This window comes from uncultured Parabacteroides sp. (assembly GCF_905196875.1).
Classification (GTDB): Bacteria; Bacteroidota; Bacteroidia; order Bacteroidales; family Tannerellaceae; genus Parabacteroides.
The window spans coordinates 117,112-142,094 of record NZ_CAJJWO010000001.1 but is presented as its reverse complement, the minus strand read 5'-3'; the positions used below and the strand labels follow the sequence as shown (position 1 = coordinate 142,094).

Genomic DNA, 24,983 nt, shown 5'->3' with positions numbered 1-24,983 from the left:
AATGAAAAGTTATATGAGAACAATAAAATATATTTTGTCAATATTTGCTGCAGGAGTACTTTCCGGAGGATTCATGTCTTGTAGCGATTTTCTAGATACGAAACCGTCTACGGCAGTGGCCGATGATGACGTTTTTACAACGACAGCCGGTGCGCAGTCTGCTTTGAACGGCTGTTATTATCAGATGCGCTGCCGCAATAGTGGCGGGTCAGACCGGGATGATGATTATGGCATTATTTCCATACAAATGATCTCCGATATGTCTGGTGAGGATCTGGCGAATAATGGTAGAGGTTGGTATAATTGGGTTTATAACTTTTGGGGAGAAACACAAACAAACATTTTCCGCACGAGCCAGTTATGGACTTTCCATTATCGTTTGATCAATAACCTGAATTCTGTAATAACTAAGGTAGATGGAACAGAAGGAAACGACCAGGACAAACAGTATATAAAAGGTCAGGCCTTGGCGATGCGCGGGTGGGCTTATTTCAGTCTGGCGCGTTTATTCCAGCAGACTTATGTAATCGCAAAAGATATGCCGGGATTACCTTTATATACGGAACCGACAACCGAGAATACGGAAGGCCAGCCGCGTGGAACATTGGAACAGACTTATGCACAGATCTTGTCTGATTTGACTGCTGCCGAACCGATGTTGGAAGGATTTGTCCGTAGTGCCAATTATCCGAACGTATTCAACCAGGCAATCGTACAAGGTATTTTGTCTGAAGTGTATCAGGTGATGAATAACTGGCCGAAATCTGAAGAATATGCGAAAAAGGTATTGGCTCAATATCCGTTATCTACCGTTGATGATTATACGAATGGTTTCAATAATCATGGAACAGCTTCCTGGATATGGTCGATCAAGCAAACGGAAGAACAGAATATGGGCGATTATTCCCCATTCGCCATGTGGTATAACGGCACCCGTAAATGCTGGATGTTCGGCTGTTTTATTCTTGCAGACGATTTTGTCAGCCTGTTTGATGAAGACGATATCCGCTTTAAACAGTTGGAACGTTGGTCGGAAGGTGAAGGCGATAATAAAAGGGAATTCTGGGTAACGTTCAAATTCCGTGATAATGAAGATTGCCGTGGTTCTATGGTTGTGATGCGTTCGGATGAGATGTTGCTGAATGCTGCCGAGGCGTTGGCCCGTCAGGGAAAAGAAGGTGAGGCAAAAGAACTGTTGTGGCAACTTCAGGATTTGAGAAATGCCAAACGTACGGAATCTACCGGTGACCAGCTGATTGAAGATATATTACTGGAAAGACGGAAAGAGTTGTATGGAGAAGGATTTGCCGTATTTGATCTGATCCGTAACCAGAAGCCTTTGTTACGTACAGGAAACCATGTCGCTTACGGAGGTGCAACACCTGTTCCCGCCCGTTCATGGCGTTTTATCTATCAAATTCCTGGCGCAGAAATGAAGAATAACAAGGCGTTGGTGGATGAGATCTGGCCGGCTGGCGACCAGAATCCTTATAGCGGAGTTTATGAACCATAGCTGATTTTTGAGAGGTAGCATATTTCAAGTCCGGGCAATTCCTTTTTGTCCGGACTTGATTGTTTGTAGAAAATACAAAAAAATGTATCTTGTGCCTTTCAATATAAAGGAAAGATCTCACGAATAAAATAAGATTCAAAATGAAACATCTACTTTGGGGCATATTATGCCTGTTAACAATTCTCTGTATTCCTGTTTATGGTCAGGGAAAGTATACAAATCCTCTACCTGTGAAGTTCGGTGATCCCTATGTGTTGCTGGCTTCCGATGGTCGTTATTATATGTATGGCACGGGGGCAGGTGCGATAGATGGTTTCTGTGTCTATTCATCGGATAATCTGATAGACTGGAAAGAAGAAGGCCAGGTTTATCGTGGTAATGTGCCCGGCTCCTGGGCCGTTGCTAACTTCTGGGCTCCGGAAGTATATGAGCGGAATGGGAAGTATTATATGTTTTTCAGCGCTGACTGGAAAGAAAATCCAACCAATGAGCTTGAAAATTTTCGTATAGGCGTAGCTGTTGCCGATAAACCGACCGGCCCTTTTAGGGAGATGAGCGATCGTCCCCTTTTTGATCCCGGTTATCCGGTTATCGACGGAAATCTGCTGGAAGATTCCGACGGACGGCTTTATCTGTATTATTCGCGATGCTGCTATAAGCATCCGGTAGAAAGTGAAGTAGCCGGTTGGGCGCGTGGGAAAGGAATGTTTAAAGAAATAGAAGAAAGCTGGATCTACGGCGTCGAACTGAAACCGGATTTGAGTGGCATTATCGGTGAACCAGTCCTGATACTTCGTCCACCTGTGACAAATGAAGATCCGCAGGCAGAATGGGAGAGCCGTTCTGTTACTTCCGGTGAAGTGAACCGTCGGTGGACGGAAGGTTCTTATATCTTCAAAAAAGGAGATATGTTTTATATGATGTATTCTGCCAATTATTTCGGAGGTAAGAACTATGCTGTTGGTTATGCCACTTCCAAATCCCCGCTTGGTCCGTTTGTCAAAGCGGCTAACAATCCGGTGTTGCAGAAAAATGTGGAAAAGGGAGGAATTGTAACCGGAACCGGTCATAACAGTGTGACTTACTCGAAAGATGGAAAGCAGATGTATTGTATCTATCATGGACGTACGGAGGCAACAGGCGAAGAACGCGTTGTTTTTATCGATAAGATGGGAGTGGACCAGGAAGGTAGCTTATATGTTGAAGGTCCTACTACCACTTTGCAACAGATGCGTTGAAAGTTTCACTTTGCCTAACTGAAAAGATTTTCTACCTTTGTGAACAGTATTTACAGAAAGAAAAAACAGTAGTAATATGAATTTCAGCGAACAGTGTTACCGGATATTTGAACAGGCTACGAAAGCGTATCATGTTTCTGATGATGTGGATGCAACCATGCACAATCCGTATGAGGTAAAAAGTATAGAGTTTTATCTCTATTTAAAAAACTGGATTGATGCAGTGCAATGGCATCTGGAAGATATCATCCGTAACCCGGCTATCGATCCGGTTGAGGCATTGGCTATCAAGCGGCGTATTGACAAGTCGAATCAGGATCGTACCGATCTGGTCGAACTGATCGACAGTTTCTTTCTGGATAAATACAAAGAGGTAAAAATTCTGCCTGATGCGACGATCAATACGGAAAGTCCGGCATGGGCGGTAGACCGTTTGTCTATCCTGACACTCAAAATATATCATATGGCTGAAGAAGCTGGCCGTCCTGATGCAACCCCGGAGCATAAAGCTAAGTGTGAAGAAAAGCTGAAAGTGTTGCTGGAACAGAAGACAGACCTTTCGACCGCCTTGGATCAGCTGCTTGCTGATATCAAAGCCGGCCGTAAATATATGAAAGTGTACAAACAAATGAAGATGTACAACGATCCGGCATTGAATCCAGTTCTATACGGTAAAAAATAATGGCAAAAATATTAGTTATACGACTTTCAGCCATCGGCGATGTTGCTATGACGGTTCCGGTAATTTATTCCGCCGCCAAAGCAAATCCGCAGGATACGTTTACTGTTCTTACGCAGGCATTCCTGATACCCGTGTTTATGAATCGTCCCTCCAATGTGGACGTGATCGGTATCAATACAAAAGCAGCGGAAAAGACATTAGGCGGATTACTCCGGTTTGCCTCTGCTTTGGTGAGATTTGATTATGATATCGTATTGGATCTGCATGATGTGATTCGTACCATGATCATTCGTAATTCATTCCGGCTGAAGAAGACAAAGATTTATGTGGTGGATAAGGCGCGTAAAGAACGGAAACGTCTGACGGCACGTAACCATAAAGACCTGAAACCTCTGCGTCCTGTCATCGAACCTTATGCCGATGTATTCCGGGCTGCCGGTCTTAACTATACAGAAACATTTACTTCCCTTTACGAATCGCATCCGGCCGATCTGTCAGCTATGGAAGCTGTAGCCGGAGCGAAAAACGGCAAATGGATCGGTATCGCTCCTTTCGCCAAACATCGCGGAAAGATCTATCCGATCGATGAAATGGAGCAGGTGGTTGCCCGTCTGTCAGAACAGGAAGACTATACTATATTCCTGTTGGGAGGACGGGGCTACGAAGAAGCAGTCCTTGAACAATGGGCGTTCCAGTATCCGCGGGTAAAAAGCCTGGTCGGACGTTATTCGCTGGATAACGAACTGGCCTTGATCAGCCAGCTGGATGTTTTGCTTTGTATGGACTCGGCCAATATGCATTTTGCTTCCCTTGTCGGAACAAGAGTTGTTTCCATCTGGGGGGCAACCCATCCTTATGCCGGATTCTACGGTTATCATCAAGACCCAAAGAATGCGATTCAACTCGATTTGCCATGTCGCCCTTGTTCCGTGTTTGGACAGAAACCTTGTTTTCGCGGCGATTGGGCTTGCATGACGCAGATCAAACCGGAGATGATTGTTGCAAAGGTGAATGAATTGCTTCGCTAAACTATTCGAATGAAAGCGAACCATATGAAGATTGTGATAAACCCGGAATATTCTTTTCTGACGGACTTTATAAATGATCTGCCGGAGAATTTTTCTTCCAAAGGTGAGATTATCTATAACGAGAGAAATGTACTGAAGCGGTATCAGGTTCAGGGTGTTGATATGATCGTGAAGAGCTTTAAAGTTCCGATCCTTGTCAATAGGATAGCTTATGCTTTTTTCCGTAAGTCCAAAGCTTGCCGCTCTTACGAGTATGCGCTCGAAATACTGAGACGAGGAGGGAATACACCGGCTCCGATCGCTTATATCGAGGAATATAAGGACGGTCTGTTAAACCGAAGTTATTATATTTCGATTTTTGATGCGCGGGCTACGACGATACGTGAATATATGGATGGGTCTATTCTGGATGCAGAAGTTATGTGGCGTAGCTTTGTACGTTTCACAATAAATATTCATCATTCCGGCATTTTACATATCGATTATTCTCCGGGGAATGTGTTGATGGAAACGAAACCGGATGGTAGTTTCCGGTTTTCGCTGATCGATATTAATCGTTTGCGTTTTAAGAAAGTTACCCGGGAAGAAGCATTATCTAACTTCGATCGTTTGGCTCTATCTGTGGAGGTTTCTACGCGTTTAGCAGAGATTTATGCCGAAGAATGTTCACTGGATAAGAATGAAACAGTACGGAAGATTAATAAATACAGCGATCGTTTTTTCCTGAAAAGAACAATTAAAGAAAGTACCAAACAGATAAAACGGGAAAAAGGAAAATGGGCTGCTTTCTTTGGTCCGTTAGAACACTATTTTTTCCTTCGTTGGATCAGAATGTTATTTCTGAATGGAGATAAGAATAACTGCCTTTACAAAAAAGAGCGTGGATTGTACTTTTCCTATATTAAGTCTAAAGATGAACGTCAGGTGTTGAATCGGCGTTACCATTATGAATCTTAGACTTTAGTGCCTCGTATAAGGCCGGGACGTAACCGGTGCATTACATACATATAACCTTTGCGTGTACTGTAAGTACATGGATAATTATCCAGGAATGCAGATATATCTCTTGCATCATTTTTCCTGTGATAGGTACAAATAGCGAAATCCAGATTTATAGCTTTCGTAAATAAGTCTTTGGCGCCGGCCAGGGCACTGCATTCGGCTCCTTCGATATCCATTTTGAAGAATAGATCGTTTACCGGTTTGTCTGCAAAGAAAGAATCTAAAGTCTGTTGAGTATCGTCGTTGGTGTTTGAAATGTATTTTTTTATTATTCTGACCTTATCTTTCCAGGGTTCGAAGGTTGCTTTTAAGGCTTTTATCCATTTAGGATCGTATTCAAAGAGATAGATCATACGGGCTTTTTCAATGGCGCTTAGAGAGAATATTCCTTCTGCAGCTCCGATATCAAGAATTGTTTTGTTTACTATTTCTTCCGGGGAATCGATATAATGATGCGGATGTTCGGGATGCTGCTCTATGAGTAGGCATCGGTATGCCTTTTGTATTCTTTCTGCAGAAAAATCTTCTGGAAAATATAATTTCTTATCTCCTTCATGCATTACATAACGTAATCCTTTTTCTTTATCTTCCATAACGTCTACCTTCATGTTGATATAGGCTGGTGCAAAATCGTAGATATGACGTGTATAGTCGTGCTCTTTAATGTATTTGTAGTATCTGAGCTTAGGGGAATCGGGATCGAATATTTTTGTATAGATATATGGGATTGTTCCATATATGAATTTCTTGGTACTTTTTATAATAGCTTCTGACATAGTATATACTGTTTTTCATTGTATCTACAAATATCAGATTATTTTATGAATAAACAAAGTCAATAAAAGCTACTTATTCAGAACATTTCTATATACGTTCATCAGATCGTTCGCAATTTGTTGATCTGTAAAACGTTTCACATATTCTTTCCCAGCTTTTTTCATCAACTCAGCTTGTGTGGGAGTTGAAAGAATCCAGTTTATTTTCTCGCTCAGATCATTCACGTCATTCGGTTCGACATAAAGAGAATCCGGTCCCCCTGCTTCTTCCAGACAGGAACCTGTTGCTGCAATTACCGGAACATTGGAATGAAGTGCTTCTATTATCGGGATGCCGAACCCTTCAAAGAAAGAAGGATAAATAAATAAGTCGGCCATCTGGTAAAAGCCGGGCAGATCTTCGAATGGAACATTATTAAGAATGGAAACCTGCTGTTGCATGTTGTTTTCTTTGATATATGTTTCAACAATGTCTGTATAGGGAGTGCGCTTCCCGATTGCAATCAGATGGATATCTTTTCCCAGTTGGCGTAATGCACGAACAATTAAAAGTAAATTTTTTCTTTGCTCGATACTCCCTACAGATAATATATAACAGGGAGGAAGATTATATTTTGTTCTGATCTTTTCTTTTTGTTCAGAGGAAACCTGCTTAAGAAATAGTGGTGCACATCCCTGATATACAACATCGATCTTTTCTTCCGGAATATGATAGGTTTTGATTATATCCTGTCTGGTCATATCACTGATGGCTATAACACGATCAGCTTGTTCACAAGCTTTCCTAAACTTGTGATTGTAGATTGTACGATCTATTTTTTTATAGAATTGAGGATAACGAATAAAAATCAAATCATGAATTGTTACAACAGATTGGATACCAGCCTTTTTTAAACCAATAGGAAGTTCATTGCTTAGACCATGGAATATATCGGGTGAAAACTTTTTTAAATCTTTGATAATCCCATAAGACCGCCAGACTGATTTTAACAAAGAGTCGATAGGGCTTGGATAATGATAGGTAATATTTTTTTTCTCTCGCAGTTTATTGCGCAAATGATCCTTGCCTTTACTTGGAGAGTATAAGTCATAAGCATTCTCTGGATAATAATCAGATAATATATCAATTACATATCTTCCATAATTCCCTAATCCTGTGGAATTGTGAGTAATCCTTTTTGCATCGAAAGCGACCTTCATTGTAGATTGATTTGTTTTCTTTATTTCTTATAATGTTACAAATATAAGCAAGATAAAAATAAATACATAGAATTAAGATTTGTATATCTTTAATATATATCTTCGCACCATATATTTATCTGTTTACCTATGACCGTTGAAGTTTCGTTGTTAATTGCCACTTATAATTGGAAAGAGGCACTTCGATTATCTTTATTAAGCGCATTTGCTCAGACTGTTCTACCAAAAGAAATTCTTGTTGCCGATGATGGATCGGAAAATGACACTCGTTTACTGATAGAGGAGATGAGGAAAATATCACCAATACCTATAATTCATATATGGCATGAAGATAAGGGATTTCGCTTGAGTGCTATAAGAAATAAGGCCATTGTGCATGCAACAGGGGAATATGTAATACAAATCGATGGGGATATTATTATGAATCGCCATTTTATAAAGGATCATTTAGAGCTGGCTGAAAGAGGGTATTTTGTTTGTGGTAGTCGAATTCTTTTGTCTTTAGAAGAATCAGCTATATTGCTGAATGGTCAGAAAGATTTGGCAAAGGCTTCTCGTTTGGTATTGAATGGGATACGCTGTCGCTTACTTCGATATTATTTGGCAAAGAGGTATGCTCAAAATAACAATACACGCTTACGGGGATGTAATATGGCCTTTTGGCGTAATGATTTGATTGCAATAAATGGTTATAATGAAGCTTTTAACTCATGGGGATTTGAGGACTGGGAACTGGTATCTCGCTTACTAAAATTAGGTGTCAGGAAAAAATTTCTAAAAATGGGTGGAATAGCATTCCATTTATATCATAAGGAGGCCTGTCGTATTGGACTGGAAAAGCAGAAGGAGTTATTTATGAAAAGTGCAGAAAGATGTGATTCAAGGATTTTAGATGGCTTAGATAAATATATGAGATAAGTATGTGTAGTTCTCCATGTGTATCGGTTATCGTTCCTAATTATAATCATGCAAACTATTTGTGTGAACGGATAGAAAGTATTTTGCAACAAACTTTTGATGATTTTGAATTGATCCTTTTAGATGATTGTTCCACTGACAATAGTAAGCAAATTTTATTTTCCTATCAGAAATCTCCTAAGGTTAGCCACTTGGTTTTTAATCAACAAAATAGTGGGAGTACTTTTAAACAATGGGATAAAGGATTTTCGTTAGCTCGTGGTAAATATATCTGGATAGCAGAAAGTGATGATTTTGCTGATCCAACTTTTTTAGAGCAAGCAGTTCATGAATTTGAAAGAAGTGAAAAGGTGGTTGTGGTATTTACTGGCTCACATATTGTAGATGAGAGAAGCCGTATAATAAAGGGCGATTGGGATTCTTTTCCTAAATCATCTCCTGAGCGAACAGTAAATACTGGCATAAATTTTGTCAGAGCAAATATGATTCGATCTAATCGTATTTATAATGCTAGTATGGTTCTTTTTAAAAAGGAGTATTGTGCTAGTATATCAGATATGTATAAGCAGTTTCGTTACTGTGGAGACTGGCTTTTCTGGGCAGAGATGTGTAGGTTAGGAGACGTTGTGTGTATCAACCGGAAATTGAATTATTTCCGTCAACATCTTTGTAAAGTTTCCGTCAATGCCCCAAAAGAGGGGTTGGATCTTATAGAAGGATGTGTGGTAATACAACATCTGATTGATGAGTTGCAGTTACCTACTTACCAAAGAATTGTAATTAGTGGACGTGTACAAAAGCGTTTATATGGGAAAAAATCAGTAGATAAGATATTCCGCCAGCAGATATTAACAGCCCATAAACCTCTTTTTACTTGTGGTAGATGGGCTATATTGGTTTATGAATTAGATAAATTAGTCCGCTTTTTAGAGAGATTTCGAAAAAGATGTTTCATCAACTTGAAATTGTATTTAATCTGATTAAATGTCTTTAGTTGAAGGCGGTGTTTAATTGTAGCGATTAGTTTGTCTTGTTCCCATGAATTATTTAAAAGCCTTTTGGTCCATAGATACGATGATAAGTCTTCGTATCTCTTTTTCTCTTTTTTAGAATAAGGAATAGCATAAACAGGTAGTACTCCTTCCCATTTTTCATGGAATTTTAATGTTTCATTATACCATTCTTTTGAATATGATCCAGGCGATAAATGTTCTATCTGAATGATATGACATACATAATTTGTATAGTATTGAGTTGTTTGCATACTGAAATCGAGATCGTATAAATGGAAGTCCTTGAAAGTTTTTTCATCAAAAGGACACTGTTGCCAAACTTTTTTGGTTGTTATTATAGCCAATCCATCAATAAGAGATACGGGAGAGAATTCTTCATTATTAGGATTGATGATTTCTTTTTTGATTCTATTGCCTGATACTCGCTGTATAAGATTTATACGAGTTGTATCTTTACTTATATGCCAACCGGATGGAGCTTTAGTCTTGATGGTACTTCCTGCAAAACCGACGGCACCTGCTTGAGGAGTTCTTATAAAGAATTGAATGATTTGTTTTCCCCAATCAGTTGATTGAAATAATATATCTTCATGGAAGAAGCAGAGAATATCATATTTGCTGATGCATGCATAATGATTATATATTTTACATAATCCCCATTTGGTTTCTCTATTATCATGAATAATGAGCTCATAAGGGACACCTATTGTTTCTTCAATGTTCTTTCTAAAAAGAATGTTTTGTTCTGTATTTATAGAACTAGCAATTATACTGATCATATTTTATAGGGTGCATAGCTTCTTCGGCACATCTCATACGATAACTTCAACCATATCAGCGTACAAGGCAAGGCTTTGAGAGCATAGGGATATACATAATGTACGCGAATGTATTTCGGAAATAAATCTGAAGGAGACATGCTTGTCAATATGAATGCAAAGATCATCAAAGCGATATCCGTTTTTGATCGTTTCCAGGGGGCTACAACGTACCAGATGGCAACGCCCATTAAGGCGATAATGTAACTGCTGGATTCACTGCCGGTGCTGAAAAGTACAACAAACAATAGGACAGAAGCCAGTAGTGTTTGTCGGAATGCAGCGAACTTATATTGTTTGATTCGTAAATAAGGTAGGGCAAATAGTAAAATTCCACTTACTATCAGGTAAATATCCGGATAGGATGCTGATCCTGATATTTTGCGGACCATTCCCAGGAATGATACATTTTGCATTAAAGAAAATGCATTTTTATCGTTTTTGCCGCTGAGCTCGGCAAACCACTCCACATATTGGTTGACCGTGTAGTCTATGCCAAAAAACAACATGGGAGCTCCAAACATGACGATTGCCCAAAATACACAGGATAAACCGAACCTGATCTTGTGGCGTGAGAAAAAGAAGAAAGCCAGTCCTACGATACCGTACAATTTGACAAATGTCCCGAGCAAGATAAAGAAAGCAGCCCAGAAATCCTTTTCCTTTTCAATACATACGAAAGAAAGAATGATAATGGCAGCAATCGCGATATTGAATTGCGACATAAAAAGCGCAGTCAATAATTCATGTGCACAGAACCAGTAAATGAAAATATGCTGTCGTCGTTCGATTGGTAAGCAACGTGTTGCTATATAAAGGAAAACGGATAGACTGATCAGCCAGGTGAACAGTCCCATCCATAACGGAGTGACCGCAAATGGGGCAACGAACAGACTGAAAAACGGTCCGTAGAGGTATACGTCGTTATATTGTGCCGGATATTCTCCGTATAATGAAACCTGTTGAATGGCATGCCAGAATGATTCCCGGAAAATAAGGAAATTATTATATTTCCCCGGAAAGTATTTGGTTAACCAGGCTATAATAGCCAGTAGTACCCATAACCCACATACCGTACTGTATTTATGGAAGAACGGTTTTGCGATAAAAGCTCTGAAACTTTCTGTTATTTTCATTCCTTCTTTTGTTTTTGGGCTTCAATACAATGTTTGAATTCCGTATAAGTAGCAAAAGTACAATGTTTCTTCTTTAAGAAAGCAATCAGGTCGTCGAGTCTTTTGATCATCCCTTCTCCGGAATGGTTGGTCATAATGAACGGCAGCTTCCATTCTTTCTTATGTGCTTTCAGATTTGTAAACTCCCAGGGATGGAAATAAGTAACGACATATCCGTCATGTTTCAAGGTCCGGTTGAGCATCCAGCGGTAAATACCAGCCGGCAGATTGTGATAAGCCAGCCAGAACAATGGAAAGCGGAAAACCGGAGTGACGGATGCCGGAAGTTGCAGAACCCCCTCTTTGTAAAACCATGTACGCGGTTTGTCCAGATGGTTGTATCTTCCGGGGATGCAAGTCGGGTTCAGGGATGAATTATAGGTGTAACCGGCATTTTTTATTTCCTTTTCATCGACAGGCATCATACGTGCCATACGGAATCCTTCCACGGGCTGTCCGGTCTGTTGTTCGAGAAACTCACGGGAACTTTTCAGATCGGCAATTTCAAAAGAGGAATGGTAATATCCGTGTGAGGCGATCTCGTGACCATTTCGGCGGATGCTTTTAATGACCTCCGGTGCATGAGCTGCAAAATTAGCTGTACAGAAAAAGGTGGCGTGTACCTGATATTTTTGCAGGCAAGCCAATATCTTCCGGGTCCCTTCGATGGATACAGCCATTTGTTGTTCGAAAGGTAAATCTATCCCATGTTCGAGCGGAACATCGAATTCTTCGATATCAAAGCTTAGTAAGATCATTTGTTGAATAAGATTGAAAAAAAGTTTGCCATTTCACGTTTCAGCACTTTGAAGCCCATATCAGAAACATGTAAGCCGTCTCTGATACGTGATTGTACGGCCTGAATATTCAATTTCTTTCTCTGTGCTTTATAAATGAATTCTGTGTCGAACAAAAAACTGTTAACTTTCGTTGACAAAAAAACGGTTTTTCCAGTCTGGTTGAAACCTTTTAATCCCCCTTGTGTATCGCGTATTTTTAGACGTAGGAAAATGGCATTACATAAATGGGAGGACTCGGAAAGGAACCTTCGGAAAGGGGGGAGATTCTTCTGATAGTTTCTGTCTCTTATGGCAACAACAAGATCAGCGCCACCAAGTAACGTCTTGATTACCCTATCGAAAGACTCTTCGGTGTAAGGGAAGTCATAATCAGTATATATAATGTATTCTGAGTCGCAATGCCGTACGGCTTCACGCAAAGCATATCCTTTTCCCCTGTTGGGACGGTAATCTATTATTCGGACTCCCGGGATTTCCCGTTCCAGAGTGGCAATTGTTTCCGGCTCATACCCACGTGTCGAACCGTCACTCACAATAAGCAAATGAAAACGAATAGAATCAAACAAGGATTCTACTTCTTTAAATTTTCTGATAACCTTTAATTCCCAACCCGAAGGCGGGTTATAACAAGGGAGAATAAGGTCTAAGTCAGCTCTGCGATTCATCTTCTATTTCTTTGTCAACATAACTAGGTAAACGGATGTTGCCTGTAAATATCTGCTGCAAAGATATGGTAATTAATTATTTGTATTCCAGTTTAAACTAATTTGCACGCATATTGACAGATGTTTACAGTGTTGGATTGTAAATAAATATGAAGAATAAGTTGTATCTTTGCCAGTCATTATAGAACGGAAAAGAAGAATAGAGTAAATGGAAAAAATGAAGGTTGCAATTATTGGCTTGGGGTATGTCGGATTGCCATTGGCGCATTTGTTCGCAACCAAATATCCGGTTATCGGTTTCGATGTCAAGCAGAGCCGGGTGGATGCTTTAAAGAGAGGGGAAGACGTTACGATGGAAATGTCTGCCGAAAAACTGAATACCGTTTTGTTGCCTCATTTACCGGAATCTGATGAGGCAGGGCTCTATTTCACATCTGATCCTTCCGACCTTCAATCCTGTAATTATTATATTGTGGCAGTTCCTACTCCGGTAGACACGCATCATAGTCCCGATCTGACGCCTTTGTATAAAGCGAGCGAGACGGTGGGACGTGTTTTGTCGAAAGGCGATATCGTGATTTATGAGTCTACGGTCTGTCCCGGGATAACGGAAGAGGAATGTGTTCCTATTTTGGCTAGCACATCCGGTCTGGTTTTTAATCGGGATTTCTTTGCTGGTTATTCTCCCGAGCGCATCAATCCCGGAGATAAGAAACATACGGTGGAAAAGATAATAAAAGTAACGTCGGGGTCGACACCGGAAACAGCCCGGAAAGTCGATGCCTTGTACCGGTCGGTAATCACAGCCGGAACATTCCCGGTGTCGAGCATTCGTGTAGCTGAAGCTTCCAAAGTAATCGAAAATACTCAGCGGGATATAAATATCGCATTTGTAAATGAATTGGCTAAAATATTCCATCTGCTGGATATAGATACGAATGAAGTGTTGGCGGCAGCCGGAACGAAATGGAACTTCCTGCCGTTTAAACCAGGGTTGGTTGGTGGCCATTGTATAGGCGTCGATCCTTATTATCTGATCCGGAAAGCACAGGATTACGGATACCATCCCGGTCTGATATTGTATGGCCGGCGTATCAATGATACGATGGGAGAGTATATTGCCGGGCGTGTGGTGAAATGCATGATCAAAAAAGACGTGCCAGTGAAGTATGCGGAAGTTCTGGTGCTCGGTTTTACCTTTAAGGAGAATTGTCCGGATGTAAGAAATACGAGAGTCGGTGACGTGGTCCGTGTATTGAAAGATTATGGAGTGAATATTTCTATATATGATCCCTGGGCACGTGCGGAGGAGGTTCGGAATGAATACGGACTTGAACTGACCGCCTCTTTATCCGGAGAAAAGAAATACGATGCAGTCGTACTGGCAGTGGCTCATGATGAGTTTCTGGAACTCGATATACCGTCACTTGTTAAAGAAAACCATGTAGTATATGATGTAAAAGGTTGTCTCAACCCGGAATGGGTGGACGATCGTCTCTAATGATATAACAAACAGAACGTATAGGATGAAAACAAAGACGCTCTTCTCTCTTTTTATTTGCTGTTTATTATCTTTATCTTCCGTGCAAGCAGAAAATTGGTGGGATAAAGTCCCCTTGTTAGTATATACTCCCCGTTATTTTGGAGTGAATGCATTTCCGGTACCGGAAATGTTGGGAGGAAAGCTTTCCTCCCGCTGGGAAGTCGAACTCAGAGGCGAGTACCATACGATGCCCGGCGATAAGACAAAAGATGTTTATGCCCGCTTATATATCCCTATTGCTAAAGGACGTGCCGGAGTGACGGTTCAGGGTGTAATTCAGGAATGGTATGAAACTTCACCGGAGGTGCGCGATGAACGTCATGCCGTAGAAGTAAAACAGCCGATCCCTTGTCACGGTGACGCTATCTTCGGCTTTCATTATCAGGTACTATCTAATGAGAAATGGATGGATGTCATTGTCAGCGCCAACCTGAAAACAGCCAGCGGCGGACGTTTGTGCGATGCACGCTATACGGATGCCGCTTCTTATTGGTTCGACTGTAACGTGGGGCGTACTTTATGGAAAAATCCGGAAGAGACTCTGTCGGTTCGCGCTCAGGGTATGATCGGCTTTTATTGCTGGATGACCAATAATTATCAGAATCGGCAGAATGATGCATTTTGTTATGGGCTTGGCTTGCAGGGTACTTGCCATAACTTTACGCTGGATGTCGACTACTCCGGTTTTCGCGGTTATAGGGGAGAAGGTGATAAGCCAATGATTTTCCGTTCGAAACTGAATTATGAGATAAAGAAAAATATCGTCTCATTCAGATACAAACACGGCCTGCAGGATATTCTGTACGACACTTTCTCATTGGCTTATATCCGTTGTTTTTAACCGGGTAGTTGGCCGGTCTTTTCAAAATATTTCTGAAGAACCAACAGGTTGATCAGGTCTTCCCGTTGTTTGTCTTTAAAGAAAGCGACATATTCATGAGCATGTTTAATGATTTCCAGGGCTTCGTCTTCATGCTCGATATAATAATTCAGCCGCTCTTCCAAATCGGACAAGTCGTCTTTGATCTCGATATAATGATAATTGGGGATCAATGTACCTTCCATAAACCATGTTTCGCAGGTAGGCCGCGGCATCACAGCTATCGAATTGGACGACATTACCCATTTCAGGTTACTGGCAACATCGTTCCCTTCCATAGATAGGATAAATTTGAAATCCAGGTGTTCTTTAAGCGTCATTTTGGCTGTTTGCCATTCCTGTGGGTCATCGGTATGCTTGCTTACGTCGCCCAGGTCGCACATCGGATGATTGAAATACATTTGCATGAGTATGCGGCGGCTAGGTTTACCTTTTACTTTTCCGCGGAAGATAACCCGGTTCATTTTCTCGTGGAAAGGTTTGGTGTCGTTTACAAATACAAAGTGACGGTCTTTTTCCAATTTCATTACAATGGAATTGGTGTTGTCTATAGACAACCTTTGGTCACCGGTGACCAAAGGTCTGCTTTTTACAATAGAAGGATAATCCGGTACGATGATAATATCTCCCGGCAGATATCCCCAATGCAGTTCTTTGGGAAACCAGCGGGTATATTCGAATGAGTCGAAGAAATATACTTTTTTCTTTTTAGGCATTTTATGGTCGGCCAGTATCGGGGTATCGGCCGGCAGCTGTACCGGAGCATTCAGCTTGTTGTAGTAATTGACCCTGCTTTCAATGTAATCCATGTCGGAGCGTGAAGCGATCAGTTTGGCAATCTTTCTTTTTCTTCTCATCCTGAAGAAAGCAGAAGGGATTAACTGGCGTAGCAGATTGATTCCGTAATAAACGAATTTCGGATTTTTTCCGCTGGAGAAAATGTAAGTGATCTTGTTCTTCATACAATCAGATATCATTTGTTAGTACTTTATTTCCGTCCGAAGTCAGCCGGGATCTCTCCCCATACTGAAGTCTCCCATTTCAGGATCGTAGTGGTATAGGTATTTGTATTCAGCCACTTCTCGGCTCGTTCTATCAGGTCGAAGATCGGCTCGTTGACAGGCTCACGTTCCAGCAACGTCTTGCATTTCTTCTTTTTGACCCAGATGATGGCATTGCGGCTGTCCGAATAAATAGGCAAATCGCTTCCTTTCTGCTTCAGCAGGGCCAGGCCGTGGACGAGAGCGAGAAATTCACCGATATTATTGGTGCCTTTCTTTAGAGGGCCGATATGGAAAATTTCCTGTCCGGTGGCCGTATAGACTCCTCGGTACTCCATATCACCCGGATTGCCGCTACAGGCAGCATCGACAGCCAGACTCTCGTTGATCGGTTTCCCGATGGGAGCCTGCGGCGTCAGGTTGGAAGCGGCTTTGGCGGATGAGGCAGCTTTCAGGTAATAAGAGTACCCTTTCTCAAAGGCGTCGGCTGCCTCTTCACGGGTTTCGAACGATTTGTATTTCGCTCCGTCCTGTCCTTCCACCTGCATCTTACACTCCGCCCAGTTGTCGTAAACACCCGGGTTCAGCCCTTTCCATACTACGTAATATTTACTCTTCGCCATTGTCTGCTATTATTCAGATATGAGCACAAAGGTAATACATCGGAACGACTTTTTCGGATACCAACTATAATTTAAGGAAATCATAGTTATGAGGAAAAAAAACTTTACATTTGCGGTAAACAATCATATACGAGATGAAGCGTATTTTTTTGATAGGTTATATGGGTGCCGGAAAAACGACGGTCGGAAAAGACCTGGCGGAACGGATGAAGCTCTCTTTTATTGACCTGGACTGTTACATCGAAGCCCGCTACCACAAAACGGTCGGGCAGATTTTTGCTGAAAAAGGGGAAGAAGCCTTCCGTGATATCGAGCGGAGGATGCTTCATGAAGTCTCGATGTTCGAGGATGTATTGATATCCACCGGCGGCGGTGCTCCATGCTTTTTTGATAATATGGAGTTTATGAACGAGAACGGGACAACTGTTTACCTGAAAGTTTCGGTAAAGGAACTGGCAAAACGACTGGAAACCTGTAAGACAACACGTCCGGTGTTGAAAGGCCGGTCCGGAGACGAACTGGTTGCGTTTATCGCCGAAAGTCTGGAAAAAAGGACTCCTTTCTATACGAAAGCTTCAATCGTATTTGATGCGGAAGTGATGCTGACGGAGACAGATGTGCATAAAATTACCGAAGCATTAGAGAAAATAGTATAATATAATAAGGTAAAGGCAATTGTAGGAGTTGCCGACAGGAATCGTATTATGGAAGCAACAGGAGGCAAGCAGGTGCAGGGAGCATATATCCCTCAGGAACTGTTGAAGGAATTGAGTAAGGTGAACAATCGTTTACTGATAGGTATTCCCCGGGAACGGAAAGAAGGGGAAAAACGTTTGGTGCTTACCCCCGAAGCCGTCGATATGTTGACCGATCGCGGACATCATGTATTGGTTGAAGCCGGGGCCGGGTTGGGAATAAACTATTCCGATAACCATTACTCTGAAGCCGGAGCTGAAATCGTATCTACCCCTGCAGAAGTATTTCAAGCCGATATTATCCTGAAAATCCTTCCTCCGCTGCCGGAAGAGATTCTGCTGATGAAACCTCGCTCGACTGTCTTTTCGATGGTGCAACTCAACCTTTTTGCCGCCGAGGCATTCGAACTGATGATGGCCAAACGGATTACGGCGATTGCCTACGAACTGCTGTCGGACGACCAACGGAGATGTCCGGTGTTGAATGTTATCTCCGAGATAGAGGGGACGGCTTCCATTTCCATCGCTTCCGAACTGTTGAGCAATACACAAGGAGGAAAAGGTATCCTTCTGGGAGGAATACCAGGTGTATCGCCAACCGAAGTAGTTATTGTCGGAGCCGGCAATGCCGGTACGGTTGCGGCACGGGCTGCCTTGGCGCTGGGAGCATCGGTTAAAGTCTTCGATGATGATATAAACAAGCTACGCACTATCCAGCAGGTATTGGGGCAGGGACTTTTTACTTCCAACTTCCATCCCAATGTGTTACACAACGCTTTCCGGACCGCCGATGTGGTGATCGGAGCCATGCGTTATATCAATACCCGTTACCGTTATGTAATCGCAGAAGAGCTGGTCCGCACTATGAAACGTGGTTCACTGGTGATCGATCTGCGTATCAGCCAGGGAGGTTGTTTCGAAACAACCTGCTGTTTGGGTAAAACAGATCCGACCGTGTTTGAACAATATGGCGTATTGCATTATTGCAAACCCAATATAAGTAACCGGGTGGCGCGTACAACTTCAATGGCTTTCAGTAATATATTCGTCCCGATTTTCCTCTCCCTGGGAGATGCAGGGTCGGTCCAGAATATGATAAAGGCAGATGATGGTTTCCGTTCGGGGGTTTATATGTATTGCGGAAAACCTGTCAGTAGCTATGTATCCAATCATTTCAATCTATCATCTAATAATCTGGATCTATATCTATCTGCTTTTTAAGCCTCAAAAGTTTTGAACTCGCAAAGTTTATTCTTTACTTTGCGGAAATCTAACTACAAACAAGCGATTAAAGCTAATATAAGTAATTATGGCAGAACAGACAAAAGTAACAACTTTGGAACAGGTTGTAGTTCGTTTCTCCGGGGACTCCGGAGACGGTATGCAGTTGACCGGAACAATCTTTTCAAATCTGTCGGCTATCCTCGGAAATGAGATCTCTACGTTTCCCGACTACCCGGCAGAAATTCGTGCTCCACAAGGAACACTTAGTGGTGTATCAGGATTTCAGGTTCATCTGGGATCGCGTAAAATCTTCACTCCTGGCGATAAGGCGGATGTATTGGTTGCAATGAATCCTGCTGCGCTGAAAGTGAATGTGAAGAATATCAAATCGAATTCGATCGTTATCATCGATACCGACTCTTTCAAGAAGTCGGATCTCGACAAAGCTTTGTTTACTACAGACGATCCTTTTAAAGAATTAGGTTTGGGTGGTGTGCAGGTTGTTGCCGCTCCGATCTCGACAATGGTGAAAGACGGTCTGGCTGAATTTGGCCTGGATAATAAGTCTGCTCTACGTTGTAAGAATATGTTCGCATTAGGACTTGTTTGTTGGTTGTTCGACCGTCCTCTGGAAGAGGCGATGAACATGCTTCAAAATAAGTTTGCCAAAAAGCCGGCTATCGCGAAAGCTAATATCAAAGCGTTGACCGATGGTTATAATTACGGACACAATATCCACGCATCAGTTTCCACCTATCGTATCGAAAGCGAAAAGGCAGCACCGGGTTTCTATACCGATGTGAATGGAAACAAGGCTACTTCTTACGGGCTGATCGCTGCTGCGGAAAAGTCCGGCCTTCAATTATTCCTGGGTAGTTATCCAATTACTCCGGCAACGGATATCCTGCATGAATTGTCAAAACGTAAAGACCTGGGCGTCGTTACCGTACAGGCGGAAGACGAAATTGCCGGTATCTGTACAGCTATCGGTGCTAGTTTTGCCGGTAGCCTGGCTGCTACATCTACTTCCGGACCGGGTCTGGCCCTGAAGAGTGAAGCGATCGGTCTGGCTGTAATAGCTGAAATACCTTTGGTTATTATCGACGTGCAACGTGGTGGTCCTTCAACCGGTATGCCTACCAAGAGTGAGCAGACCGACCTGATGCAGGCTCTTCACGGACGTAACGGTGAAAGCCCGCTGGTTGTTATTGCCGCTTCAACTCCGACAGACTGTTTCGATGCTGCTTTCTGGGCTGGTAAACTGGCTGTTGAACATATGACTCCGGTTATCCTGTTGACAGATGCTTTCATTGCAAACGGTTCGTCTGCATGGAAGTTGCCCGACCTGGATAAATATCCGGAAATCAAACCGAATTACGTATCTAACTATACAGAAGAAAAGGTATGGAAAGCCTACCGTCGTGATAAAGAAAGCCTTGTTCGTTACTGGGCTGTCCCGGGTATGGAAGGTTTCGCACACCGTCTGGGTGGTCTGGAAAAAGACTATGAGACAAGTGCTATCTCGACTGATCCGATCAACCACCAGAAGATGGTTTCCACCCGTCAGGCTAAGATCGACAAGATTGCCGACTATATCCCTGAACTGGAAGTGATTGGCGATCCTGATGCCGACCTGCTGATTATTGGCTGGGGCGGAACTTACGGACACTTGTATGAAGCGATGGAAACCATGCAGCAGCAAGGAAAGAAGGTTGCAATGGCCCACTTCAAATTCATCAGCCCGCTGCCGAAGAACACAGTTGAAGTACTTTCTAAGTTCAAGAAAGCTGTGGTTGCCGAACAGAATAACGGACAGTTTGCGAACTACCTGCGTGCTAAAGTACCCGGATTTAATCCGTATAAATTCAATCGCGTAAAGGGACAGCCTTTCGTTGTTGCGAGATTAGTTGAGGAATTCACTAAAATATTGGAGGCTTAAAAAATGACAGATATAAAATTCGAACCGAAAGATTATAAGAGCGACCAGTATGTTCGTTGGTGTCCGGGTTGTGGAGACCATGCCGTATTGAACTGCTTACACAAAGCAATGGCTGAAGTAGGAGTGGCTCCTCACGATATGGCCGTTATCTCTGGTATCGGGTGTTCTTCCCGCTTACCTTATTATATGAATACCTATGGTTTCCATACTATCCACGGACGTGGTGCTGCTATCGCAACCGGTGTAAAGACCGCTCGTCCCGACCTGAGTGTATGGCTGATTACAGGTGATGGCGACTGTCTGGCTATTGGTGGTAACCATTTTATCCATGCCGTACGTCGTAATATCGATTTGAACATTGTACTTTTCAATAATAAAATCTATGGCCTGACCAAAGGGCAATACTCTCCGACATCCGAACGTGGTTTCGTATCAAAGAGTTCTCCCTACGGTACAGTAGAAGACCCGTTTATCCCGGCTGAACTGGCTTTGGGTGCACGTGGAAATTTCTTTGCCCGTGTGATCGACGTAGACCTGAAAAATACAACTGAAGTCTTGACAGCTTCTGCCCGCCATAAAGGAGCTTCTGTAACAGAAGTGCTTGTAAACTGTGTTATCTTTAATGACGGTATCCATAAGAGCATTGTCGATAAGGAATTCCGTGCAGACCGTACTATCTTCCTGCGTCATGGCGAAAAGATGGTATTCGGAAAAGACGGTAACAAGGGTATTGTTCTGGATGGCCTGAAACTGAAAGTTGTGACAATCGGTGAAGACGGTTATACATTGGACGATATCCTGGTTCATGATGCACATGAAAAAGACACGACCCTTCACATGATGCTGGCCATGATGAAAGATGATATGCCTATTGCTCTGGGTGTTATCCGCGATGTGGATGCTCCCGTATACGATCAGGCCGTTCATCAGCAGATCGAAGAAGTGCAAGCTAAAAATCCTACCCGCAAACTGAAAGATTTCTTGATGAAGGGTGAGATTTGGGAAGTAAAATAACATGCATATGGAAAAGTAATATAGAGAGGGGCCGGTTGTCAGATCGCCCCTCTTTTTTTGTGAGTGGATACCCAGTCTGACATTTTTGCTCCTAATTGTAAGGTCTGGTTTGCAAATAGACTAGTGTATTTGTTAATTGCATGGAAAAGAGCAATTATTACTGAAAAATTTCCTTAATAGAGTATCAGCTATAAAAAAAAATATTACTTTTGTACCGGTCTTAACAAGGTGAGGTAACAGCAAGTTACAAGTAGGCATCAGAGCCCTGTTATTTTTAATTCGAGAGAGAGAAAAGTTATATAAAGTCAATCATTTAAATTATTATCAAGAATGGCTAATTTAGATTTAAGCAAGTACGGAATCACAGGTGTGACAGAAATTGTACACAATCCGTCTTATGAAGTTCTGTTCGCAGAAGAAACAAAACCAGGTCTGGAAGGTTTCGAAAAAGGTCAGGTAACTGATATGGGTGCTGTAAACGTTATGACTGGCGTTTATACAGGACGTTCTCCTAAAGATAAATTCTTTGTAAAGGATGCTACCAGCGAAAACACTGTATGGTGGACATCTGAAGAATATAAAAATGATAACAAACCAGTAGACGAAAAGTGCTGGAAGACTTGTAAAGAATTAGCAACAAAGGAACTTTCTAACAAAAGATTGTTCGTTGTTGACGCATTCTGTGGTGCTAACGAAAACAGCCGTCTGAAACTGCGTTTCATCATGGAAGTAGCATGGCAGACTCATTTCGTAACAAACATGTTCATCCGTCCTTCAGCTGAAGAACTGGCTAACTTCGGTGAACCTGATTTCGTTATCATGAATGCTTCTAAAGCTAAAGTTGAAAACTATAAAGAACTTGGCTTGAACTCTGAAACTGCTGTTGTATTCAACCTGACTGAAAAGATCCAGGTTATCCTGAATACTTGGTACGGTGGTGAAATGAAGAAAGGTATGTTCTCTTACATGAACTATCTGTTGCCGCTGCAGGGTATGGCTTCTATGCACTGTTCTGCTAACACAGACAAAGAAGGCAAGAGCTCGGCTATCTTCTTCGGTTTGTCAGGTACAGGTAAAACTACATTGTCAACTGACCCGAAACGTCTGTTGATCGGTGATGACGAACACGGATGGGATAACGACGGTGTATTCAACTTCGAAGGTGGTTGCTACGCTAAGACCATCAACTTGAGCAAAGAAAACGAACCGGATATCTGGAACGCTATCAAACGTGACGCTCTGTTGGAAAACTGTACAGTAGACGCTAACGGCGCTATCGACTTCTCTGACAAGTCAGTTACAGAAAACACTCGCGTTTCTTATCCTATCTATCATATCGAAAACATCGTTAAGCCGGTTTCTAAAGGCCCGCACGCAAAACAGGTTATCTTCCTGTCTGCTGATGCATTCGGTGTATTGCCTCCGGTATCTATCCTGACTCCGGAACAGACTCAGTACTACTTCCTTTCTGGTTTCACAGCTAAATTAGCTGGTACAGAACGTGGTATCACTGAACCGACTCCTACATTCTCAGCTTGTTTCGGTGCAGCATTCTTGTCATTGCACCCGACTAAATACGGTCAGGAACTGGTTAAGAAAATGGAAATGACTGGTGCTAAGGCTTATCTGGTTAACACAGGTTGGAACGGTAGCGGCAAACGTATCTCTATCAAAGATACTCGTGGTATCATCGACGCTATCCTGGACGGTTCTATCGACAAAGCTCCGACTAAGGTTATTCCTTACTTCGACTTCGTTGTTCCTACAGCTCTTCCGGGTGTTGATCCGAAGATCCTTGATCCTCGCGACACTTACGCTGACGCTGCTCAGTGGGACGAAAAAGCTAAAGATTTGGCTGGTCGCTTCCAGAAGAACTTCGCTAAGTTCACTGGTAACGAAGCTGGTAAGGCTTTGGTTGCTGCTGGTCCGAAATTGTAATTTCCCTACCGGAGATAAGTTTTTATCAACGGTTAAGAATAAAACTATCGAAAAGCGTAGAACATTTGTTCTACGCTTTTTTTTATATATCTGAATTAATTTTATCATAAATGTTAGCGTAATTTAAATTCTATTGTTATCTTTACCGCAAATTATCTGTTAATGTGGGGTTTTAAGGTATAATGATTAAACGTTTATTACTGTTTTTCGGAGTCGCATTGTTCTTGTCATCATGTGGCGGGGACGTTCCTTACCGGATTGAAGGCAAATTGTCTAATCTGGAAGATGAGACGCTATATGCTGTTTTTGAGAACGACAGTTATAAAGTAGTCGACACCATTACCTGCGAAAAACCCGGACAGTTCTCCTTAAAGCGGAGTGAAGGTGACTTCAATACTGTTACTATCTTCTTCGATCATAAGAAACGCTGGACTACTGCTTACCTGATACCCGGTGAGAAAGTAACCATTACCGGCGATGCTCTTTATCCTTCTCTGTTGCAGGTGAAAGGTGGACGTATCAACGACCAGCTGACGAATTTCCGCAAGGGGGTTGCTCCTTTATTGAAAGAACAGGCCGACCTGGTCAATATCCTGAATAATAAAAGTAGTCATACGAATACAATTGAAGAGACGGATCTTCCTTCCCGCCTGACGAATGTAAGTCATTCGTTGAGCGAACGTGCACAGGCTTATATTCAGGATCATCCCGATGAAGAAGCTTCTGTTGTTCTGTTGCAGTATTTCTTTATGAATCCGGACGATACCCGTAAGATGGATGAGTTGTTGGCGGTGTTAAGTCCTAAGCTGAACGATTTTTATCTGATCCGTAAACTACAGGAATACAGTGCTAAGGCGCAACGTACTTCGTTGGGTGCCGAAGCTCCGGGATTTAATGTAAAGAATATCTATGGTCATACCGTAAGTCTGGATTCTTTCCCGAAGCGTTACTTATTGCTGGCTTTTACGGCTCCGTGGTGCGATATGTGCCAGACGGAAGACCTGTATCTGGATAAGGTGGCGGTGAAATATCCAAAAGAGAAAGTCGAAATGCTGCTGGTCAGTCTGGACGATGATCCCGGGGAAGTCAGGAAACTACTGGCTAAAGACAGTATCGACTGGAATCTGGTGACCGACTCTGCAGGCCAAGCTACTATGCTGGTCGACCTGTATAATGTAAATGCACTTCCCCGTTGTTTCCTGATCGATGAAGAAGGTAAGATCATCTTGAAGACGGACAATGGTCTGGAAATAGAACAAACACTTGAAAAACTGGTGGAATGATAAGATAAACGAATT

At 42.2% G+C, this 24,983-nt stretch carries 23 protein-coding genes; 15 read left to right on the top strand and 8 right to left on the bottom strand.

All coding sequences use genetic code 11. The annotated features are described in order from the left end of the window. The first annotated feature begins 13 nt into the window (after positions 1-13). From QZ076_RS00535 to QZ076_RS00515, 5 genes are all read left to right on the top strand, one after another. Complete coding sequence (locus QZ076_RS00535; protein WP_293709321.1) at positions 14-1,513, top strand: RagB/SusD family nutrient uptake outer membrane protein; 1,500 nt, start codon at positions 14-16, stop codon at positions 1,511-1,513. Between the two features lie 140 nt (positions 1,514-1,653). Then, positions 1,654-2,751 carry a glycoside hydrolase family 43 protein gene (locus QZ076_RS00530; RefSeq protein WP_293709320.1) on the top strand — a complete coding sequence of 366 codons (1,098 nt, stop codon included), beginning with the start codon at positions 1,654-1,656 and terminating at the stop codon, positions 2,749-2,751. Between the two features lie 76 nt (positions 2,752-2,827). Further along, entirely contained in the window at positions 2,828-3,433 is a 606-nt protein-coding gene (locus tag QZ076_RS00525; protein ID WP_293709319.1) for a DUF4254 domain-containing protein, read from the top strand. After that, positions 3,433-4,461: a glycosyltransferase family 9 protein gene (locus QZ076_RS00520; protein ID WP_293709318.1), complete on the top strand. Its 1,029-nt coding sequence runs from the start codon at positions 3,433-3,435 to the stop codon at positions 4,459-4,461. The genes QZ076_RS00525 and QZ076_RS00520 overlap by 1 nt, the downstream gene beginning before the upstream one ends. Before the next feature lie 24 nt (positions 4,462-4,485). Next, positions 4,486-5,418 (top strand): lipopolysaccharide kinase InaA family protein, encoded by a 933-nt coding sequence (locus QZ076_RS00515; protein ID WP_293709317.1) that lies wholly within the window; start codon positions 4,486-4,488, stop codon positions 5,416-5,418. Here the strand turns inward: QZ076_RS00515 and QZ076_RS00510 are convergent. Continuing rightward, positions 5,415-6,239: an FkbM family methyltransferase gene (locus QZ076_RS00510; protein ID WP_293709316.1), complete on the bottom strand. Its 825-nt coding sequence runs from the start codon at positions 6,237-6,239 to the stop codon at positions 5,415-5,417. The genes QZ076_RS00515 and QZ076_RS00510 overlap by 4 nt on opposite strands. A gap of 69 nt (positions 6,240-6,308) precedes the next feature. After that, a complete protein-coding gene (locus QZ076_RS00505; protein WP_293709314.1) occupies positions 6,309-7,439 on the bottom strand; it encodes a glycosyltransferase family 1 protein in 1,131 nt (376 codons plus the stop codon). A 129-nt stretch (positions 7,440-7,568) separates the two neighbouring features. Between QZ076_RS00505 and QZ076_RS00500 the strand changes: the two genes are divergently transcribed. Both QZ076_RS00500 and QZ076_RS00495 read left to right on the top strand, forming a co-directional pair. Next, the gene (locus tag QZ076_RS00500; RefSeq protein ID WP_293709312.1) at positions 7,569-8,357 is read left to right on the top strand and encodes a glycosyltransferase family 2 protein; all 789 of its coding nucleotides are present in this window, start codon (positions 7,569-7,571) and stop codon (positions 8,355-8,357) included. Between the two features lie 2 nt (positions 8,358-8,359). Continuing rightward, on the top strand, positions 8,360-9,337 hold the full coding sequence (locus tag QZ076_RS00495; RefSeq protein WP_293709310.1) for a glycosyltransferase family 2 protein: 978 nt from the start codon (positions 8,360-8,362) through the stop codon (positions 9,335-9,337). Here the strand turns inward: QZ076_RS00495 and QZ076_RS00490 are convergent. Genes QZ076_RS00490 through QZ076_RS00475 form a run of 4 tightly spaced genes read right to left on the bottom strand, consistent with a single transcriptional unit; the run spans position 9,256 to position 12,828 of the window. Then, positions 9,256-10,149, bottom strand: coding sequence for a glycosyltransferase (locus QZ076_RS00490; RefSeq protein ID WP_293709308.1), 894 nt, complete (start codon positions 10,147-10,149; stop codon positions 9,256-9,258). The genes QZ076_RS00495 and QZ076_RS00490 overlap by 82 nt on opposite strands. Beyond that, positions 10,146-11,324 (bottom strand): glycosyltransferase family 87 protein, encoded by a 1,179-nt coding sequence (locus tag QZ076_RS00485; RefSeq protein WP_293709306.1) that lies wholly within the window; start codon positions 11,322-11,324, stop codon positions 10,146-10,148. Before QZ076_RS00485 ends, QZ076_RS00490 begins: the two co-directional genes overlap by 4 nt. After that, complete coding sequence (locus QZ076_RS00480; RefSeq protein ID WP_293709304.1) at positions 11,321-12,121, bottom strand: polysaccharide deacetylase family protein; 801 nt, start codon at positions 12,119-12,121, stop codon at positions 11,321-11,323. The genes QZ076_RS00485 and QZ076_RS00480 overlap by 4 nt, the downstream gene beginning before the upstream one ends. Continuing rightward, positions 12,118-12,828 (bottom strand): glycosyltransferase, encoded by a 711-nt coding sequence (locus tag QZ076_RS00475; protein WP_293709302.1) that lies wholly within the window; start codon positions 12,826-12,828, stop codon positions 12,118-12,120. Before QZ076_RS00475 ends, QZ076_RS00480 begins: the two co-directional genes overlap by 4 nt. A 208-nt stretch (positions 12,829-13,036) precedes the next feature. Between QZ076_RS00475 and QZ076_RS00470 the strand changes: the two genes are divergently transcribed. Further along, entirely contained in the window at positions 13,037-14,329 is a 1,293-nt protein-coding gene (locus QZ076_RS00470; RefSeq protein ID WP_293709300.1) for a nucleotide sugar dehydrogenase, read from the top strand. A gap of 25 nt (positions 14,330-14,354) precedes the next feature. Then, positions 14,355-15,212 carry a hypothetical protein gene (locus QZ076_RS00465; RefSeq protein ID WP_293709298.1) on the top strand — a complete coding sequence of 286 codons (858 nt, stop codon included), beginning with the start codon at positions 14,355-14,357 and terminating at the stop codon, positions 15,210-15,212. Here QZ076_RS00465 and QZ076_RS00460 read toward each other — a convergent pair. Next, entirely contained in the window at positions 15,209-16,213 is a 1,005-nt protein-coding gene (locus QZ076_RS00460) for a glycosyl transferase family 90 (protein ID WP_293709296.1), read from the bottom strand. The genes QZ076_RS00465 and QZ076_RS00460 overlap by 4 nt on opposite strands. Before the next feature lie 26 nt (positions 16,214-16,239). Then, positions 16,240-16,875 carry a viroplasmin family protein gene (locus tag QZ076_RS00455; RefSeq protein WP_293709294.1) on the bottom strand — a complete coding sequence of 212 codons (636 nt, stop codon included), beginning with the start codon at positions 16,873-16,875 and terminating at the stop codon, positions 16,240-16,242. Between the two features lie 134 nt (positions 16,876-17,009). Between QZ076_RS00455 and QZ076_RS00450 the strand changes: the two genes are divergently transcribed. The 6 genes from QZ076_RS00450 to QZ076_RS00425 all read left to right on the top strand — a co-directional run bounded on the left by QZ076_RS00450 (position 17,010) and on the right by QZ076_RS00425 (position 24,968). Next, complete coding sequence (locus tag QZ076_RS00450; RefSeq protein WP_293709292.1) at positions 17,010-17,531, top strand: shikimate kinase; 522 nt, start codon at positions 17,010-17,012, stop codon at positions 17,529-17,531. 48 nt (positions 17,532-17,579) lie between these two features. After that, positions 17,580-18,791: an alanine dehydrogenase gene (locus QZ076_RS00445; RefSeq protein WP_293709291.1), complete on the top strand. Its 1,212-nt coding sequence runs from the start codon at positions 17,580-17,582 to the stop codon at positions 18,789-18,791. An 88-nt stretch (positions 18,792-18,879) separates the two neighbouring features. Then, positions 18,880-20,733 (top strand): 2-oxoacid:acceptor oxidoreductase subunit alpha, encoded by a 1,854-nt coding sequence (locus tag QZ076_RS00440; RefSeq protein ID WP_293709289.1) that lies wholly within the window; start codon positions 18,880-18,882, stop codon positions 20,731-20,733. Positions 20,734-20,736: 3 nt separating this feature from the next. Then, positions 20,737-21,747: a 2-oxoacid:ferredoxin oxidoreductase subunit beta gene (locus QZ076_RS00435; RefSeq protein WP_293709287.1), complete on the top strand. Its 1,011-nt coding sequence runs from the start codon at positions 20,737-20,739 to the stop codon at positions 21,745-21,747. 330 nt (positions 21,748-22,077) lie between these two features. Then, positions 22,078-23,685 (top strand): phosphoenolpyruvate carboxykinase (ATP), encoded by a 1,608-nt coding sequence (pckA, locus tag QZ076_RS00430; RefSeq protein ID WP_293709285.1) that lies wholly within the window; start codon positions 22,078-22,080, stop codon positions 23,683-23,685. 182 nt (positions 23,686-23,867) lie between these two features. Beyond that, positions 23,868-24,968: a TlpA disulfide reductase family protein gene (locus QZ076_RS00425; protein WP_293709283.1), complete on the top strand. Its 1,101-nt coding sequence runs from the start codon at positions 23,868-23,870 to the stop codon at positions 24,966-24,968. Positions 24,969-24,983: the final 15 nt, after the last annotated feature.

What these genes read in the sequence shown, in the direction of transcription:
- QZ076_RS00460 (WP_293709296.1), bottom strand. Translation starts at nt 16,213, where the DNA reads ATGAAGAACAAGATCACTTACATTTTCTCCAGCGGAAAAAATCCGAAA.
- QZ076_RS00425 (WP_293709283.1), top strand. Translation starts at nt 23,868, where the DNA reads ATGATTAAACGTTTATTACTGTTTTTCGGAGTCGCATTGTTCTTGTCA.
- QZ076_RS00465 (WP_293709298.1), top strand. Translation starts at nt 14,355, where the DNA reads ATGAAAACAAAGACGCTCTTCTCTCTTTTTATTTGCTGTTTATTATCT.
- QZ076_RS00505 (WP_293709314.1), bottom strand. Translation starts at nt 7,439, where the DNA reads ATGAAGGTCGCTTTCGATGCAAAAAGGATTACTCACAATTCCACAGGA.
- QZ076_RS00475 (WP_293709302.1), bottom strand. Translation starts at nt 12,828, where the DNA reads ATGAATCGCAGAGCTGACTTAGACCTTATTCTCCCTTGTTATAACCCG.
- QZ076_RS00445 (WP_293709291.1), top strand. Translation starts at nt 17,580, where the DNA reads ATGGAAGCAACAGGAGGCAAGCAGGTGCAGGGAGCATATATCCCTCAG.
- QZ076_RS00435 (WP_293709287.1), top strand. Translation starts at nt 20,737, where the DNA reads ATGACAGATATAAAATTCGAACCGAAAGATTATAAGAGCGACCAGTAT.
- QZ076_RS00485 (WP_293709306.1), bottom strand. Translation starts at nt 11,324, where the DNA reads ATGAAAATAACAGAAAGTTTCAGAGCTTTTATCGCAAAACCGTTCTTC.
- QZ076_RS00535 (WP_293709321.1), top strand. Translation starts at nt 14, where the DNA reads ATGAGAACAATAAAATATATTTTGTCAATATTTGCTGCAGGAGTACTT.
- QZ076_RS00525 (WP_293709319.1), top strand. Translation starts at nt 2,828, where the DNA reads ATGAATTTCAGCGAACAGTGTTACCGGATATTTGAACAGGCTACGAAA.
- QZ076_RS00440 (WP_293709289.1), top strand. Translation starts at nt 18,880, where the DNA reads ATGGCAGAACAGACAAAAGTAACAACTTTGGAACAGGTTGTAGTTCGT.
- QZ076_RS00480 (WP_293709304.1), bottom strand. Translation starts at nt 12,121, where the DNA reads ATGATCTTACTAAGCTTTGATATCGAAGAATTCGATGTTCCGCTCGAA.
- QZ076_RS00530 (WP_293709320.1), top strand. Translation starts at nt 1,654, where the DNA reads ATGAAACATCTACTTTGGGGCATATTATGCCTGTTAACAATTCTCTGT.
- pckA (WP_293709285.1), top strand. Translation starts at nt 22,078, where the DNA reads ATGGCTAATTTAGATTTAAGCAAGTACGGAATCACAGGTGTGACAGAA.
- QZ076_RS00450 (WP_293709292.1), top strand. Translation starts at nt 17,010, where the DNA reads ATGAAGCGTATTTTTTTGATAGGTTATATGGGTGCCGGAAAAACGACG.
- QZ076_RS00500 (WP_293709312.1), top strand. Translation starts at nt 7,569, where the DNA reads ATGACCGTTGAAGTTTCGTTGTTAATTGCCACTTATAATTGGAAAGAG.
- QZ076_RS00520 (WP_293709318.1), top strand. Translation starts at nt 3,433, where the DNA reads ATGGCAAAAATATTAGTTATACGACTTTCAGCCATCGGCGATGTTGCT.
- QZ076_RS00510 (WP_293709316.1), bottom strand. Translation starts at nt 6,239, where the DNA reads ATGTCAGAAGCTATTATAAAAAGTACCAAGAAATTCATATATGGAACA.
- QZ076_RS00515 (WP_293709317.1), top strand. Translation starts at nt 4,486, where the DNA reads ATGAAGATTGTGATAAACCCGGAATATTCTTTTCTGACGGACTTTATA.
- QZ076_RS00455 (WP_293709294.1), bottom strand. Translation starts at nt 16,875, where the DNA reads ATGGCGAAGAGTAAATATTACGTAGTATGGAAAGGGCTGAACCCGGGT.
- QZ076_RS00470 (WP_293709300.1), top strand. Translation starts at nt 13,037, where the DNA reads ATGGAAAAAATGAAGGTTGCAATTATTGGCTTGGGGTATGTCGGATTG.
- QZ076_RS00490 (WP_293709308.1), bottom strand. Translation starts at nt 10,149, where the DNA reads ATGATCAGTATAATTGCTAGTTCTATAAATACAGAACAAAACATTCTT.
- QZ076_RS00495 (WP_293709310.1), top strand. Translation starts at nt 8,360, where the DNA reads ATGTGTAGTTCTCCATGTGTATCGGTTATCGTTCCTAATTATAATCAT.